This is a genomic window from Kribbella rubisoli (assembly GCF_004217145.1).
Classification (GTDB): Bacteria; Actinomycetota; Actinomycetes; order Propionibacteriales; family Kribbellaceae; genus Kribbella; species Kribbella rubisoli.
The window spans coordinates 1,070,250-1,085,779 of sequence record NZ_SHKR01000012.1 but is presented as its reverse complement, the minus strand read 5'-3'; the positions used below and the strand labels follow the sequence as shown (position 1 = coordinate 1,085,779).

Below are 15,530 nucleotides of genomic sequence, written 5' to 3'. Positions count from 1 at the left end.
GCGTCTACTGCGCACTCGGGAGGGAGTGCGGCAGGCCGAATGTGGAGAGGACGGTCTCTTCGAAGCGGGTCATGGCGCCGATTCGGTCGCCGGTGAGGGTGATGGCGAAGAGGCCGACTCCGTGGGTGCCGGTGGGGGTGGGTCGGTAGACCCCGAATGCCGGCTGACCGTTGGCTCGCGTCGGTACCAGTTCGAATCTCTGTACCGTGCCGAAAATGAATGCGAAGAAGCGGGTCACGCTGTCCCGGCCCCGGTATTCCAGCGGCATCGGCGGCATCGACATGAAGACGTCGTCGGTCAACAGAGCCACCAATGCGTCGATGTCGGCAGATTCGTAGGCGCTGACGAACTTCGCCACGATCGCCTCCTCGGCAGGAGAATCGCTGGCAGGCGGTCGCTCTCGAGCAGTAATCAACGGCAGTCGGCGCTGCATTCCTGCACGCGCGCGTTTGAGGGCACTTTTGACCGATTCGACGGTCGTGTCCAGCATGTCGGCTACCTCGTTCGCGCGGAATCCGAGGACGTCGCGCAGGATGAGGACGGCGAGCTGGCGAGGCGGCAAGATCTGCAGTGCGGTCACAAAGGCCAGGGAAATGGATTCGGTTTGCTCGTAGCGCGCCTCCGGACCGAGCGGCACAGTGATCGCACCGTCCAGTAGGGCGTCGGGATAGGGCTCGAGCCAGTGGATTTCGCCGAGTCCAGTGGGTTCTGGTGGTTCGGTTCCCGGGATGTCCCACTGCTTAGCAGGACGTCGGCGAGCAGAGCGCAGCGTGTCGAGGCAGCGGTTGGTGGCGATGCGGTAGAGCCAGGTGCGAAGTGAGGCGCGTCCGTCGAATCGTTCGAGACCTCGCCAAGCGGAGAGCATCGTGTCCTGGAGAGCGTCTTCGGCATCCTGAAACGATCCGAGCATCCGGTAGCAGTGCACCTGGAGCTCGCGGCGGTGCGGCTCGGTCAGTGCTCGGAACGCCTCTCCGTCGCCGGCCTGCGCCCTCGACATCAGGTCCGTTCTCGCCAACTCCACTCCCGCCACCGCCCTCCTTGTGTGCAGTCCCATCCTGTATCGACGCCGGCCAAGCCGCGAACGGGGCGGTCGCACAGCGCCTCCTTTCTGATGCCGCGGCGTCTAGACGAGTGATAGCCGACAACATCGTCGAAGGAGCACGGAGATGGGAAAGATCGTCATCAGCTCAAACGTCACCCTCGATGGAGTGGTGCAAGACCCGGATGGTTCGGAGGGCTTCGAGCGGGGTGGCTGGTTCCACCAGTTCGTGGGGAGCAAGGACCTCGAGGACTGGCAGGCCCGCGAGACGCAGGAAGCGCTGGGTGTCGAGGCGCTGCTGCTGGGCGGGCGGAGCAGTGAGTGGTTCGCGTCCCGGATGGTGTCGGGCGTTGGCGCGGCTGTCCGCGTCAGCCCGGAGTGGGCCGACAGAATCAACAGTCTCCCCAAGTACGTCGTGTCGTCGACTCTCGACGAGCCTCAGTGGACGAATGCCACGGTTCTGGGCGGCGATGCGGTGAAGGAGATTTCGGAGCTGAAGCGGAAGGTGGACGGGGAAATCCTGGTCTACGGCAGCTATCAGCTGCTGCGCACGCTGATCGAACAGAACCTGGCCGATGAACTACGGCTGGTAGTTTTTCCGGTCATGTTGGGAACCGGCCGGCGTCTCTTCGACGAGACCAGCGACAAGAAGCCGCTGCACCTGGTCAACACACGCAGGATTGGTGACAGCCTGGTGTTCTACACCTACGAGTTCGTGCAAGGCCAACGGTTGTAGACGGCGACGAACGCGAGTTCGTCGCCGTCGAAGTAGCGTCCCCGTCTGACGGAATTCGGAAGAAGGTTGGTGGCGGGCGGGTTGGTGGGCCGCGGCAACCGGTCCGTCCGCCGACGGATTCGGCTCGCTGGCGATCCGGGTACTGGCCCTCGGCGGAGGCCTCGCGGGTGAGGTGCCACCCGACGAGGTCCCCTACGCCTGGCCCGACATCGCGACGCTCCTCTGATCCAGCTCCTCACCCGCTCAGTGTTGCGGGTAGGCCGCGTCGACCTCCACCTCGACGAGCCAGCCGGAGACCGGCAGGTTCTCGATTTCCAGTGCGAAGCGGGACGGACGCGACTTGTTGATCACGAACGGCTTGGCGGGTGGCGCCGTACCGAGCGGGACCGGGACGAAGGCGCCGGTGGTGAGATCGGTGTTCGCGAAGTATTGCCGGTACGCGCGGTTCCAGCCGGCGAAGTCGGCCGTCGCCGCACCGGCGGGATTCTGCAGGAAGACCCGCATCGTGTAGACGTCGGCGTAGGACAGTCCAACAGCCGCGAGGTTCTCCCCGATACGCCGGAGCACGTTGATGCCCTGGGCCTCGGTGATCGTCACCCCCGCGGGCAACGCCCCGCCGGGGAAGATCGCGGTGTCGACGTACGACGCCTCGGAGCCGGCCGGAGCGCCGGTGTTGAGAGCCGACGGCCCGATCCCGCTCGTCTTGTAGACCGGCGTGTTCGCGCCGATTCCGACGCCGGTCGCGATCATCGGGTTCGCCTGGCCTGCAGGCAACGCCGGCACGACGGTCCCGGGCTTCGGCGGTCTGGGCTTGTCCCACCATCCGGCTGCAGTACCGGCTCCCGCCGTGAACGACACCACCAACGCCACAGCTCCAACGAGCAGACGTGTCCTCATCGGCTCGCCACCACCCGGTCGTGCAGCGTGGTCACCGTCGCCCGAGCGGACGTGATCGCGCCGTGCTGCCAGGCGATGACGTGCGAGAGATGGTCCCCGGCGAAGTAGATGTTGCCGGTGGCATCGAGCAGCCGGGCGTAGATCCCGTCGGTCTGGGACGGCCAGCTGACCCAGGACGCCTCGGAGTACTTGGTGCCCAGCCAGTTCACCGAGAACGCCGCCTTCACGTCCTTGGTGTACACGTCACCGTGCATCTTGGCGCCTTGCATCAGCGCGCGCTCCAGTCGCGCCGCCGGCGTCAGAGCGCCGTACGCGTTCGCGTTCGAGCCGGTGTTGTAGTAGCCGATCACGGTCCCGCGCTCGCCGTGGAAGTTGTACGACGGGTACCAGGTGTTGACCGTGTCGAGGCTGCTGTTGGTGATGCCGCCGTAAATCTTGTGGTCTTCCTCCCACCAGCGCCGGCCGTACTCGATGCCGATCTTGCCGGCGTTCGTCGGTCGTGCGTACTTGAGGGCCTCGATGATCGGCGCGGGCAGGTTGGACGGGACCTTCGCGGCCAGGTGCGGTGGCAGGGTGCAGATGGCGTAGTCCGCGGTGATCATCCGGGTCCGCGTCCCGTTCTTGTACGTGACCTCGACGCCGGAACCAGTGTTCTTCAACCCGGTCACCTCCGCGCCGTACCGGATCTTGTCCTTGCCGATCGCGCGCTCGAACGCGTACGGGATCCGGTCCATGCCGCCGACCGGCTGGAACATCATCATCGCCTGGTCCCAGCCGAACTCGAACGAGAAGTAGTTCCCCACGCCGCTGGCGAACACGTCGCTCAGCGCGTACGGCGGGGCCGTCGTACCGCCCTCCAACCCGGCGCCCGGCTCGACCGTGTAGCCGCGGCGGCCGTCGGTCCCGGTGTATGCGAAACCGGCCGCCTTGTTCCCGATCGAGCCGAAGCTGCCGAGGAACCCGATCAGCGCCTCCTTGTCGGCCGCGGTCAGCCGGCCGTCGAGCGCACCCTGGTCGGTGGCGGTGGCGAGCAGCTCGGCGACGTAGCCGTAGACGTCCGCCTTGGCGGTGCGATGCCGGATCGCCTTGTTCGACAGGGCAGTCGAGCCCTCGCGGTACAGGTACGCGTCGGCGTTCTGGTTGACGAACGGCTCGATCGCGACACCCAGCTCGCGGCAGTACTCCAGCGTCACGTGGTGCTGCGGCAGCCGCGCCGGCCCCGCGTTCATGTACTGACCGGGCGAGAACGTCGCACGCTGGGTGTTGCCGGCCAGATCGGTCTCCACGGTTCCGCCCCGGACGGTCCAGTTGCGGCCGCCCGGACGATTGCGGGCCTCCAGCAGGGTGACCTTGTAACCGGCCTTCAGGAGCTCGTACGCCGAGGTCAGCCCAGCGATCCCGGCGCCTAGGACGACGACATGCTTGGCGCCGCGGCCGGTCAGGTCGGCCCGCGACGGAGCCGCGTACGCGGGAGTCTCGGCGACACTCGTGAGGCCGAGCGCCGACATCGTGGAGTACAGAACCCCCGCCCCACCGGTGATCCCGACCTGCTGCAGGAACTGACGTCTGGTCTGCGCCATACCTTCTCCTCACTGGGCAACTCACTGGGCATTTGAGATTGCTGACCAGAAAGCTAAGGAGACGGTGTTGTCACGGCATGTCAGGAGCGTAACGAGTTAACGCTCGTACCGACAGGTATGTTTCGACTTAACGAACATGTCAAAACCTCGGGTCCCCAGCTCGCTGATCCAGCAATCCGGCTGGGCACGATGACAACGGCGCGGGAGCCGGGTTTGGCCGAACTTCAACCCTCAGCACGGACCATCGACTACCGACTTGATGTGGACCCGTCCCCGACACGGACCCGCACCGTACGGTCAGGGCTACTTCTCCAGCGACGGCGAAGGCGCCAGTTTTATCCCGCTGTCCGGCTTCGACGGCCAATCAGGCGGTCACGGTGCCTGGGGCGACAGCTGGGGCGGTCCAGATCTGAAGGGCCCCAATTGTGACGACTGATGCCGGCGCGAACTTTGCAGTCCAGTGTGACGGCCCCGTGCGTACGAGGCGGGGATGGCCAAATGCCCAGGCGAAGTGAGTACTTGCGGCCGAGAGGGCTACTCCGCCCGCTCTCCGGATGGTCACCCATTCGCGCTCGTATAGGGCCCGTACAAGCGAAAATGGCGCGAGTACGGCGCCCGAGGATCTTCCGTCACCGAACCGAGCGGCGTCGCCATCGATGAAGCACAACAAGACGTGCGTCTTGATCGCCCAGCTTCGGAGGATGAGTTCACGATCTCCACCCAGCGGTTCTGCGGCACTTCCGGTCAACCAGGCGGCGATAGAACCCATGCTGTGCTCGAGCTGGTTCATCCAGCCGCTGTTGCAGTCGCCGCACACTCCCTTTCGCGCCACGCCGTTGACGGTCGTCCATCGGGCGTCGCCTAAGTCTCCGTCAGAGCGTAGGAGTGGTGCGCTGCGGTCGATTCCGAACGCGCTCGCCAGAGGCCGACTGACCAGGTGTTCTCGCGTAATTTTGGGAACTCCGCGCCGTCCGCGAAGCAGAAAATGCATCGGACGTTGCTCCGCTGCGGGGTCGACGAGTGCGACGTCGAGGGTTTCGGTCAGTCTCTCGGAGGTCTACGCGGTGATCGCCGCCCCGGCCCGGAGATCGCCGCCAGTGCGTGCGGTGCTGGACGAATCGCGTCCCTTGACATCTTTGCTCTGCCCGAGTGCGGGAGCTCTGTCGATGGTTGGGCCGCCCAACGAGCAGCCGCGCGTGCACCTGAGGCCGGCCGAGAACCGGGGCGAAGGGGCTGGCGCCGCTGATCTTCGGGCGCTGGACTTGATTTGGAGCGGGTTGTGTTGATGCGGGTAGGTCGGCTGACGAGCTGCGGGAAGCTGTGTCGCAGGAATTTAATTCTTGGTGAGTAACAAACGACGGTTCTGCTCGCATCTCAAGGAACGAGGCATCGGGCAATTAAACACTTGTCTACCCGGACACTTGTCGCGGTAATTCCAATTGACACGGCGAGGGTGGCAGGAGCACTCTCGACGCAATACGGCACGAGGGGGGAACCAAATGCCGAACAGTACTGGCATTTCCGCGCCGATCGGGGTGGGCGAACCAACGCCGGACCTCAAGCGGGGTAGAGCTTTCGCACGCGCAGCGGCTCTCTTGCTCTGCAGTGCGATCGCGATGAGCGAGACCGATCGGTTGATCACGGGCGCGGTCAACAACGCGGGCTTGAGCCACTCCATCACCGAGATCGTCGGGGTACGGGCGATGTCGACCGGTCAGACCGCCTGGAGTGATTGGGCGGGTCTCCCAACGGACAGCCTGCACCGGGTCTGCCTCTGGATCGCTCTGCACGCGCTGTTCGACATCGGCCTGTACGTCGGATATCTCAGGATCCTCAGCTTGTTCGGTGGCCACGCGGTGGCTCACGACCCAAGCACGCCGAATCCCAAGCCCGAGAACCGCCGTCAGAGGTTCTTCCGCTGGATCGCCGGTCCGCCTGGTCTGGCCGGCACGTTCCTGCGGATGTTGTTCATGCTTGAGGTCGTCGAGACCGTACTGCTCTGGATCGGCGCCGCGCTACTGTGGTCTCAGCATCATCCGAGGGGCTTCGTCTGGCTGGCGCTGGGCGTCACAGCGGCCAAGTGGGTCGTTGCCGTCGGTGCTGTGCTGGTCACCGTCGTCCGGTACCGGACCTTCGTGCGAGCGGGCCTCGGGCGGGTTTTCCGGGCGTTGCTCGTGCAGCGCTTGTCGTTCGCCGTGGTCATTCTGGTCGCGGTGCTGTCGGTCATTCCCGGGCGCAACATCTGGGATCAATTGCCCGACGTCCAGCGATCGTGGTTCGTCTGGGACGACGTTCCGTTGCTGCACTTTATCTGGGCGTTTGTCGCAGCCGTAGTGGTCGGCTTGTATCTGTTCGTCCTTGGCCGGCAACGGACCGAGCGCATCTGGTCGACGTACGTCCTGAATCGGACAGCGGAAGCCGACCCGGAGCCGTCGAAAGGCGTCTGGTTCGGCTGGATCGTCGCGGCCTTGCTGCCGTTCGTCGCCGCCATCGTGCTCAGTTGGCTGTCGGACGAACCCGCCGTCGACTGGTGGCTGGTACTGGCAGCGACCGTCGCGCCGCTTCTGGTCCTTCTCCTCACGCAAGTCGTCTGTTGTGTCGCGCCCAAGGAGGGGGCCTGGTGGGATCCGTCGAAGCGGGTGCCGAGGCCGACCACCTACGCCCGCGACGTCTGGGTTGCCGGCGACGTTCTTGCGGTTTCGCTGGTTCTGCTCGCCGGACTCGGATTGATCCGGTCGCTGATCGCGCCGATCCTGCTCGGCCCGGAGGGCCATCCGTGGGTCTGGTCCTTGCGACTCGTCGCGACCGTCGTCGGAGTCGTTCTGGCGTTCGGCGCCTTCCCTGTGCTGGCCTGTGTGGCAGCCAAACTGAAGGCCCGGAAGTCCAACTGGTTCCATAAACTCGTCGATCCGACGACTCAGGCAGATCCCAGCCCTACGGCGTACATCCCACTCACTGCGGCGGTCCTGTGGCTTGTCTGCCTGATCGCGTTCCCGCTCAATCTCGCGCCGTTCGCCGGTGTGGTCGCCACTGTTTTGCTGACGCTCGGCAGTTGGGCGTTCATTCTCGGGTTCGTGATCGTGCGCTTGCAGCGCTATCGGCCGTTGCCGGTCTTCCGCGCGCTCCGGCTCCGGGCGACTCCGCTGTTGTCGCTGTTGCTCGTGTTCGTGTTGTTCCAGGCGCGTTCCGGTGGGGATCCGGCCCTGCATCGGCTGCGTCCCGACGCAACGGCCGCGAACCTGAGCGCCGTACGTCGCGTGTCTCTGGAGGACGCGTTCGACACGTGGTCCAAGAACGCCTGCGTGCAAAAGCTTGCTGAGCAGAGCGTTCAGCCGATGGTGCTGGTCGCGGCCAGTGGCGGTGGGGTACGGGCGATGGCGTGGACGGCCGGCGTGCTGGACAAGCTGCGCACCGGCAGGTCGTGCTCGCCCGTGTTCCTGTCCAGTGGCGTCAGTGGCGGTTCGATCGGACTCGCCTTGTCCCGCGGTGGGAACGCCATGGGCGACGCGGAGACGATCGCGGGCGAGAGTGCACTGTCGTCGGCCGTTGCCGGGTTGTTCGTCGGTGATCTGGTTGCGTCGGCCACTGGAGTACGGCCGCTGTCGTACGCACGAAGTACGCCGCAACCGTGGAGCTGGCGCGATCGGGCCGGTTTGATGGAGACGTACTGGGAGAAGCACGTCGACGCCCTGAAGGAGTCGTACGGTTCGGCAACGTCCGGTACCGGCGGCGTACTCGTGCTGAACTCGGTGGCCGCGGCCTCGGGATGTCGCGTACTGGTGAGCCAGGTCGATCTGCGCACCGGCAGCTCGCCCGACGAGGCGTCCGCGAACTGTGGTGGCCGCATCGACGAACCGCCCGCGTCGCTGGATCTCGAGGACCTGTACGGCGCCTGCCAACACCAATTCACGTGGGCAACCGCAGCCATGCTCTCGGCGCGTTTCCCCACTGTCACGCCGGCCGGCCGAGTCGGCAGCTGTAGCACGCACGAGGACCTGCAGCTGATCGACGGCGGATATGCCGAGCCGTCGGGTCTCGGAACGCTCTCCGACATCGCCCCCGGACTGCTCCGCATCGTCGAACGCCATAACGAGAAGGTCCCAACCAAGGGACCATACGTCGTGCCGATCGTGCTGTTCCTCGAGGATGAGGCGCGCACCGACATCGTCCGCCCGCCACGCGGACTGTCGACGGAGGCGTTCGTGCCACTGGCCGGCCTCAACGCCAAAGCCGTCCAGACCTCGTCGGGTACCTGGCTGCAACGGCTGTCGACGGCGATCGCCGACCCGTGCGCACAGGCCGATGCAGGGAAGAACTGCCGGGCCGCTGTCCACGCCGTACAGGAACGCATGCCGAACGGTGTCGTCGTCGTGACGCCGGCCACGAAGCCGAGTGTCGAAGCACCGCTCGGCTGGACGCTCTCGCCGGACAGCATCAACCAGCTGCAGAACGCCATCGACAAGCAGGTCTCCGGCTGTAAGTCCGAGCTCCCCGGAAAGTACGCCTGCCTGAACCGCCTGCTCGACGTCCTGAACTCCACGCCTTAGCGGCAGAAGACGAGTCTCTCGTCCCGTTCATCGTGAATTCAGATATCTCGCTGAGGAGTCATGCCATGGCCGAGATTGGTCGCTTCACCCTGGTGCGTGACGTCGAACAGCGCGAGCCGCTGACCGGATCCACGCTGCCCTTGTTGCCTCCGGCATCCGATGGGTCGGTCCTCGTCGACGACCTCGCCCGGCAGGGCACGTCCGTCAACGTGCAGCCGTCTGTTTCGGCTATCTCGAGAACGGACAGTTCGTGGCGCCCGACAGCGTCGCCGACCATTCGCTCGGGCGGCTCTCGTCCTGGTTCCGGGTCCATCAGGACCGGGTCACGCTCCGCGAACTGCTCGAGGAGTCTCCGCTCGCCCCGATCCTCGAAGAGATCGGATACGTGTCCACCCATGGCGATGAGCCGGACCTCTGGCTGGAGGCGTTCGCCGGCTTTGGACTTGGCGGCTTTGCGGATGAGGCTCTCGCCTGTGAGGCGGGCGATTGTGTGGGTGACTTCGACGGTGCCGGCTTCGAAGTCGACTTGGTGCCAGAGGTCGGCGAGGGACTCGCCGATGCGGACGCCGGTGCCGAGCATAAAGGTGGTGAGGTCGGGGAGGTCGGCTTCGTTGGCTCGTTCGTCTGCGGCGAGGCTTTTGCGGAGGAGGGTGACTTCTTCGCGGGTGAGGGCGCGGGGTGGGTTCTTGGTTGGGGCTTCGATGGCGTCGACTTCGCGGACGGGGTTGACGGTGAGTGCGCCGTAGCGGACGGCGAGTTCCTGGCCGGACGATCCTCGACCCCACGCTCCCGCCGGAAGGGGTATTGGGTAACGATCGATGAAGGCCGTCAGGTCTACGGCCGGTCACTAGCTCGCGCGGACGACGGGTTCGCCACCTGGCCCCGCCAGAATCGGGGACGGCTTGAATCCCTTGACGATGAGGTAGATGCCGAATGACAGCTCCCAGAAGAACTCCGGGATCGTCGCGACGCCCTGGACCGCGCCTCCACGGTCGATGACGTTGAACATGACGCCGATCCCCGAAATGACGATCAGCGGACCTCCGATGAGCCCCAGCATCGCCATGCCTCGTGGCACCAGACCGGACCGATACATCAGGTAGCCCAGGATGATTCCGTTCGCGAAGCCGGCGCAGAAGCCTGGCCCGATCAGGAACGCACGGTCATAGACCGCGACGAAAACCTGGCCGAGAGCAGCGTCTGTGCCGGCAGTTCCTTCCTGCCGCATCAAGAGGAAGGTGAGAAGGCTGACGATGCCGATAGCAATGAAGGTCGCCTCGACCAGGCGCGCAGCGACGTAGCCCAAGGCGAGGCTCTCGCTGAATCGCCGGTAGATCGCGTACGGCACGACGGCGGTGCCGATGTTGGCGATGATGACAACGAGTTCGAGGGTGGCGCCCAAAGCCACGCTTGCGGTGGGGTCTGCGCCCGCTCCGGTGATGTAGTCGGGATGATCCCGCACCGGTGCGTACAGGATGAAGTACGCCGGGATCGAGGCGACGAAGGTGACCACCATCAACCACCCTGTCAGAGTGGCGACCTTCCTTGCGTTGATCGTGCTGCTCCGCTGATCTCTGTCGCTGTCCATCTAAAACCCACCTCCCGAGCGGACGCCACGGCAACCGCGACATGTCCCGCTCTGGCCTATTTGCTCAGTGGCTCTGAGCTCCGAATTGCGGAGACGACATCGAGGATCGCTCGAGTGGTGGCGACCGCATGTTGTTCCTCGCCGACGAGCGCCTCGTGGGTCGCGCCGTCGACGACGCGCTGCGCGCTGTTGGTCGACAACGTGGCCATGTTTTTCTGCTTCGCCTGCCAGGCGGCATCGTTTCCGCTGCCCGCGGTCAGGACGATCAAAGGCTTGCCGGCGAAGTCCTTGAAGGAGGCGGCTTGCTCCATCGACGCGTTCGCCTGCACGTACTCATCGATCGTGCTGCGGAGGTTGCTTGCCGTCGCCCCGGTAGCGCGTACCTCGTCCCGGGACCGTGGCGGCAGACTGCCGAAGGAGATCTGGTTGTAGAGGCGCACCAGGCCGAGTCGGGCCGAGGCCGAAACCAGTGCGGAGACACGGCCGACGGGGTCGTAGGGGCCTGGATCGCCGCGTGATGCTGACGGCGAATTCGCTGCTGTGGAGTCCACCAGGACCATTCCGGCGACCTCGTCCGGGTAGCGGGCGGCGAAGGTACGTACGTACAAGCCGCCGAAGGAATGGCCCGCCAGTACATAGGGGCCGGGCACGTTTCCGCGGTGCAGCAAGGTGTGCAGATCGGTCGCTATCTGCGTACCGTCCTGCGGGGTGTCGGCCGGCTCGCTCCACCCGCGGCCTGCACGGTCGTAGACGCAGACTCGCGTCGTACCTGCAACGGCCGGCGTGATCCAGCCGAGGTTCGAAGACATCTCGCCGCCGCCGGGTTCGAGCACGACAGTGGGACTGCCTGAGCCGGTGCAGTTCAGATGCAGGCTGTGCCCGCCGACATCGATCAGTTGGCCAGGCATCGCGTAGGTCTTGGCGTCCGTGGCTTCCCGCACGGTCTCGTACCCGCCGCCGATCGAGGCAAGAGCCAAGATCCCAATCACTGGGTACAGCAGCCACCGTCCACCTCGGCTGCGAAGGTCTCGATGGACGCAGACGGTCATCCAGATCGCCAACACCAGCAGGACCGGCGGCCACACCCACTTGAGCACGTCGTCCACCGCGGAGCCGAACACCACCAGGAGAAGGCCGCTGATCCCCATGAAAAGCGCAGGAACCACTGCCCAGCGCTGCGGCTGATCAGTAAACCGCTGCGAGAGCCCGGCCAACAGAGCCCAGCCGAGCGCAAATCCACACAGAACTGCGCCGACGATCTCACTGTCTTTTGCCGGGACGAACGGCGCCGCAACGAACAGCAATGCAGCGACCAGTCCGGCGATCAGTGAACCGGTCACGACCAAACCAATCCGTCCTTTCCTCCCCGTGTCAGGGCGGAAGGGACGTTCAGTCGCGGCCGGCGTGATGCTCATTTAGGCGACAGAGTCCGGAGTTGCCGGTGACGGAGGCGGTACGGCGAGGACCGGATCGCTACCGCCTTGGTCGAGGCGGAAGGGCGGGTACACGTCAGTCATCAGGGACACATAGCCCGCGACCCGGAGAGCCCACCGGTTCATTCCCAGAATCAGGTCGTACAGCGGCCGAGGATAGGCGCCGGTGAACGCGAGGATGATGGCGGCGATGATGACCAGGATCCCAACCAGGCCGCCACTGCCGGCGACGTTCCATTGCCAGTTGTCGGACCGGTTAGCAGCCCACGCTCCGCCGCCGACGAAGATGCCGACGATGATGTAGTGCGGGATCGCGAGCAGCCACCATTTGACCAGGACCAGGCCTCGGGACAGGCGCTCGGGGTAGTCGACCGACAGGTGCGCGGGATAGTCCTCGACATCGGCCAGGGTGAAGGGCGGGTACTGGTCGGTGCCGAGTGCGCCGTACGCGTAGTACGTCACTCGCCAGGACCACCGCATCACGCCGACGTTGTAGTTGAAGATGCCGCGCGGATAGCGCCCGGTGAAAAGGATCGCGAAGAACGCGACCACCGAGGCGACCATGAACCCGATCCACAGGAACGCCAGTACGACGTAGTGCGGGATCACGAGGATCCACTTGACCAGCCAGAGCCACCGCGACGATCTCGGATCCGTCGCTGCGTTCACGTGCACGGGGTACACCACAGATGTTGTCACCAGAACCAACTCTCAAAGTGCTTGTAGCGGCGTGTGTCCTTCGAACTCGGGAGACCTGGCCGCTGTGATCGTTGACGGCTTGAAGCCCTTGACGATGAGCCAGACGGCGAAGCTGACCTCCCACGCGAACACCGGGAGCGCCAGAACTGTGTGGACGCTCTGGCCGTAGACGCCGAACAGCATCGCGGTCGCCGACAAGGTGACCAGCGTGCCTCCGCTCATCCCCAGTACGGCGATGGCCCGCGGCACCAACCCTGATCGGTACACCAGGTAGGCCAGCAGAAAGCTGTTGAATCCCAGGACCCAACTCGGTCCGAGCAGGAACGTCCAGTCGTGAATCGCCACCAGAGACCGCTCGATGGCGGCGACCGCGGGATTGCCGCCATCCACGGTACCGGCGAGATCCTGCCTGAGCGTCACGGCAACAAGGACGCTGACAGCGCCGACAACGATGATCGCGGATTCCAGGACTCGGCCACAGACATAGCCGAGCGCGATGCTGTGGTTCTGCCTCTTGACCACGGGATAAAGCGTGACCGCGCTGCCGATGCAAGCGACAACGAGCAGCAACTCGAGAAATCCTCCGAGTAGCACTCTGTTGTCTGCATTGGCACTGGAGATGTAGTTGCCGTCACGCAGAACGGGTTGATAAAGCAGCAGTGCCGGGATCGAGGTGATCTCGGTGGCCAGATAGAACACGCCCGCGACAATCGCGGTACGTCTCAGTGCGCTCGAATACGCCATGCGAGTGCGCCCCCTGCAGCGGCCCCCCGGTCGCCTATAGGTGTCTCCGACGAATACGCCTGAGACCACCACCCGCACACGCCCTATTGCTGGTCACCATCCTCTGCAGCACGGCCCCTGTCAACCGTGGCCGAGGAGCCGGACACCGGTCACTGTCTCGTGACCCGCAAGGCTGCGAATCACCGCGCGTCCGTCCTTCGGCGAGGCCATCAGGAATGCGTAGACAGTGTTGTCCCGGCTGGTGAAGCGGACGTCCGAGCCTGTCCACCCCACCCGGTCTTCGGTGAATCCGTCGATGACGACACTGGACGGGCCTTCGCCGAAGACCCGGAACGGTCGCGTGCCTGGATGCCTTGCAAGCGCCGAACCGCAACGCAAGGACAGGCAGCGAGGGGGTCGAGGTTGATGACGTGGTCGTCCTGGCCACGCCGTACGACGCCGCACTGGGGGTCTTCCTCCAGATGGCGCTTCAGGAGAACCTCCGCAACTCTCAGCCGTACTCCTGATCAGATCATCAGTCAGATGTTTCTCGCGCCGCCTGAGGTGCGAGAAGATCCGAAGGAGTGACGTCAAGGAGGAGCGCGATGATGCCCGATTCAGCCAACTCCGGGAGCGGACCGTTGCCGGGCGGGGTGGTCAGCAAGGTGGCTGCTGGAACTGTGGCGGAGGCGACTACGCGGTTCCGCCGGCTGCTCGCGGCCAAGGGGGTCACGGTATTCGCCGTCATCGACCAGGCGGGCGCGGCTCGCACGGCCGGTCTCGACCTGCTAGCCGCGATCCACCCACTCACCGACGTCCTGACCGCACCGTGACAGACGCCCATCACTCAGCCGACGAGGCCGTGCCTCCCAGTCGGTGTGCCCACATCGGTTCTCGACTACATGACACCGCCACAGGCGCTGGACCGCCTCAGCGGGCTTCACGGGTCAAGCTGGGCCAGGACATCCTGGCGGAGCCGGACCATGCTGTGCTGGTCGGAGGCTTCGACGTTGAGGCGGAGCAATGGTTCAGTGTTGGAAGGTCGCAGATTGAACCATGCTCCATCGGGCAGAGTGATGGTCAGACCATCCAGACGGTCCGCGGTGGCCCCGTCGGACGTGAAGTGCGATTCGACTCGGTCCAGGACGGCGGGGATATCTGCGATCGTGCGGTTGACCTCGCCGCTGGCCACGTATCTCGAGAATTGGGCTGCCAGCGCTGACAATGGCCGGCCTGTCTGCCCAAGAGCGGCCAGCACGTGCAGCGCGGCCAGCATGCCGGTGTCAGCACGCCAGAACTGACGGAAGTAGTAGTGGCCGGAGTGTTCCCCGCCGAACACTGCGTCGTAGTCGGCCATGACCTGTTTGATGAACGAGTGTCCGACGCGGGTGCGGATGGGTTTGCCGCCGTGCTCGGTGACCTGCTCGGCGACAGCTTTGCTGGTGACGACGTTGTAGACGATCGCCGAGCCGGGATGCCGGGTCAGTTCACGGGTGGCAATCAGGCTGATGATGTTGTTCGGGGATACGGCATCGCCGTTCTCATCGACGAAGAAGCAGCGATCGGCGTCGCCGTCGAAGGCGAGGCCGATGTCTGCTTGGTGCAGGCGGACCGCAGCGCGCAGGTCGACCAGGTTGGCCGGGTCCAGCGGGTTGGCCGCGTGGTTGGGAAAGGTGCCGTCGAGCTCGAAGTACAGCGGCACGATCTCGAAGGAGGCGTAGTCGAGCACGACGGGCGCGGTACGTCCGGCCATGCCGTTGCCGGCGTCGACCACGATCTTCAACCGCCGGCCGCCGGCGAGGTCGACCAGTCCGTGGAGGTACTCGGAGTACGAGGGCAGCAGATCCTCGGACTGCAAGGTTCCGGCCGGACCGTCGTAGTTCGGCAGCCCGGTCTCCAGCAGGGTCCTGATTTCGGCGAGGCCGGTGTCCTGCCCGACCGGTGCGGCTCCGGCGCGGCAGAGTTTGATGCCGTTGTAAGCAGGCGGATTGTGGCTGGCAGTGATCATCGCGCCAGGCACATTGCGGATGCCCGAGGCGAAGTAGAGCAGGTCGGTGGAGGTTAGTCCGATCGCGAGCACATCGGTCCCGCGGCTGTTAACCCCGGCGGCGAATCCAGCGGCCAGCTCAGGCGACGATATGCGCATGTCGTGTCCGACTGCGACCAGTTCCGTACCGATCTGGTGCGCGAAGGCGGCGCCGATCTGGAAGGCCAGTTCGGCGTCCAGTTGGTCCGGGACGGTGCCGCGGATGTCATAGGCCTTGATCAGGGCATCGAGGTCTCGCATC

Annotated in this window: 12 protein-coding genes; 4 read left to right on the top strand and 8 right to left on the bottom strand. The window is 65.2% G+C overall.

Annotation, left to right across the window (positions count from 1 at the left end; genetic code table 11):
• Nucleotides 1-4: 4 nt before the first annotated feature.
• Nucleotides 5-1,030, bottom strand: coding sequence for a sigma-70 family RNA polymerase sigma factor (locus tag EV645_RS19430; RefSeq protein ID WP_242000517.1), 1,026 nt, complete (start codon nt 1,028-1,030; stop codon nt 5-7).
• Between the two features lie 136 nt (nt 1,031-1,166).
• Between EV645_RS19430 and EV645_RS19425 the strand changes: the two genes are divergently transcribed.
• Nucleotides 1,167-1,775: a dihydrofolate reductase family protein gene (locus tag EV645_RS19425; RefSeq protein WP_130445287.1), complete on the top strand. Its 609-nt coding sequence runs from the start codon at nt 1,167-1,169 to the stop codon at nt 1,773-1,775.
• 243 nt (nt 1,776-2,018) lie between these two features.
• On the opposite strand, the gene EV645_RS19420 is transcribed toward EV645_RS19425, so the two are convergent.
• Nucleotides 2,019-2,672 carry a Rid family hydrolase gene (locus EV645_RS19420; RefSeq protein WP_130445286.1) on the bottom strand — a complete coding sequence of 218 codons (654 nt, stop codon included), beginning with the start codon at nt 2,670-2,672 and terminating at the stop codon, nt 2,019-2,021.
• Nucleotides 2,669-4,252 (bottom strand): flavin monoamine oxidase family protein, encoded by a 1,584-nt coding sequence (locus EV645_RS19415; RefSeq protein WP_130445285.1) that lies wholly within the window; start codon nt 4,250-4,252, stop codon nt 2,669-2,671. The genes EV645_RS19420 and EV645_RS19415 overlap by 4 nt, the downstream gene beginning before the upstream one ends.
• Nucleotides 4,253-5,868: 1,616 nt before the next feature.
• Between EV645_RS19415 and EV645_RS19410 the strand changes: the two genes are divergently transcribed.
• Together EV645_RS19410 and EV645_RS19405 are read left to right on the top strand one after the other, a co-directional pair.
• Nucleotides 5,869-8,799 (top strand): hypothetical protein, encoded by a 2,931-nt coding sequence (locus tag EV645_RS19410; RefSeq protein ID WP_130445284.1) that lies wholly within the window; start codon nt 5,869-5,871, stop codon nt 8,797-8,799.
• Nucleotides 8,800-9,049: 250 nt separating this feature from the next.
• Nucleotides 9,050-9,736 carry a hypothetical protein gene (locus tag EV645_RS19405; RefSeq protein WP_130445283.1) on the top strand — a complete coding sequence of 229 codons (687 nt, stop codon included), beginning with the start codon at nt 9,050-9,052 and terminating at the stop codon, nt 9,734-9,736.
• Here the strand turns inward: EV645_RS19405 and EV645_RS19400 are convergent.
• The 4 genes from EV645_RS19400 to EV645_RS19385 are packed head-to-tail and all read right to left on the bottom strand — an operon-like array spanning nt 9,647 to nt 13,218.
• The gene (locus tag EV645_RS19400) at nt 9,647-10,387 is read right to left on the bottom strand and encodes a DUF4386 domain-containing protein (protein ID WP_130445282.1); all 741 of its coding nucleotides are present in this window, start codon (nt 10,385-10,387) and stop codon (nt 9,647-9,649) included. The genes EV645_RS19405 and EV645_RS19400 overlap by 90 nt on opposite strands.
• Before the next feature lie 56 nt (nt 10,388-10,443).
• Entirely contained in the window at nt 10,444-11,802 is a 1,359-nt protein-coding gene (locus tag EV645_RS19395) for an alpha/beta fold hydrolase (RefSeq protein WP_130445281.1), read from the bottom strand.
• On the bottom strand, nt 11,803-12,489 hold the full coding sequence (locus tag EV645_RS19390) for a DUF4389 domain-containing protein (protein ID WP_242000516.1): 687 nt from the start codon (nt 12,487-12,489) through the stop codon (nt 11,803-11,805). It abuts the gene before it with no gap.
• A gap of 42 nt (nt 12,490-12,531) precedes the next feature.
• The gene (locus tag EV645_RS19385) at nt 12,532-13,218 is read right to left on the bottom strand and encodes a DUF4386 domain-containing protein (protein WP_198681708.1); all 687 of its coding nucleotides are present in this window, start codon (nt 13,216-13,218) and stop codon (nt 12,532-12,534) included.
• 629 nt (nt 13,219-13,847) lie between these two features.
• Here EV645_RS19385 and EV645_RS19380 point away from each other — a divergent pair.
• Nucleotides 13,848-14,075 (top strand): DUF302 domain-containing protein, encoded by a 228-nt coding sequence (locus tag EV645_RS19380; protein ID WP_130445280.1) that lies wholly within the window; start codon nt 13,848-13,850, stop codon nt 14,073-14,075.
• A gap of 107 nt (nt 14,076-14,182) precedes the next feature.
• Here EV645_RS19380 and EV645_RS19375 read toward each other — a convergent pair whose 3' ends face one another.
• On the bottom strand, nt 14,183-15,529 hold the full coding sequence (locus EV645_RS19375) for a phosphomannomutase/phosphoglucomutase (protein WP_130445279.1): 1,347 nt from the start codon (nt 15,527-15,529) through the stop codon (nt 14,183-14,185).
• Between the last annotated feature and the right edge of the window lies 1 nt (nt 15,530).

Coding starts and splice junctions, on each gene's coding strand:
- EV645_RS19425 (WP_130445287.1), top strand. CDS start 1,167: ATGGGAAAGATCGTCATCAGCTCAAACGTCACCCTCGATGGAGTGGTG.
- EV645_RS19420 (WP_130445286.1), bottom strand. CDS start 2,672: ATGAGGACACGTCTGCTCGTTGGAGCTGTGGCGTTGGTGGTGTCGTTC.
- EV645_RS19415 (WP_130445285.1), bottom strand. CDS start 4,252: ATGGCGCAGACCAGACGTCAGTTCCTGCAGCAGGTCGGGATCACCGGT.
- EV645_RS19410 (WP_130445284.1), top strand. CDS start 5,869: ATGAGCGAGACCGATCGGTTGATCACGGGCGCGGTCAACAACGCGGGC.
- EV645_RS19400 (WP_130445282.1), bottom strand. CDS start 10,387: ATGGACAGCGACAGAGATCAGCGGAGCAGCACGATCAACGCAAGGAAG.
- EV645_RS19395 (WP_130445281.1), bottom strand. CDS start 11,802: ATGAGCATCACGCCGGCCGCGACTGAACGTCCCTTCCGCCCTGACACG.
- EV645_RS19380 (WP_130445280.1), top strand. CDS start 13,848: ATGATGCCCGATTCAGCCAACTCCGGGAGCGGACCGTTGCCGGGCGGG.
- EV645_RS19375 (WP_130445279.1), bottom strand. CDS start 15,529: ATGCGAGACCTCGATGCCCTGATCAAGGCCTATGACATCCGCGGCACC.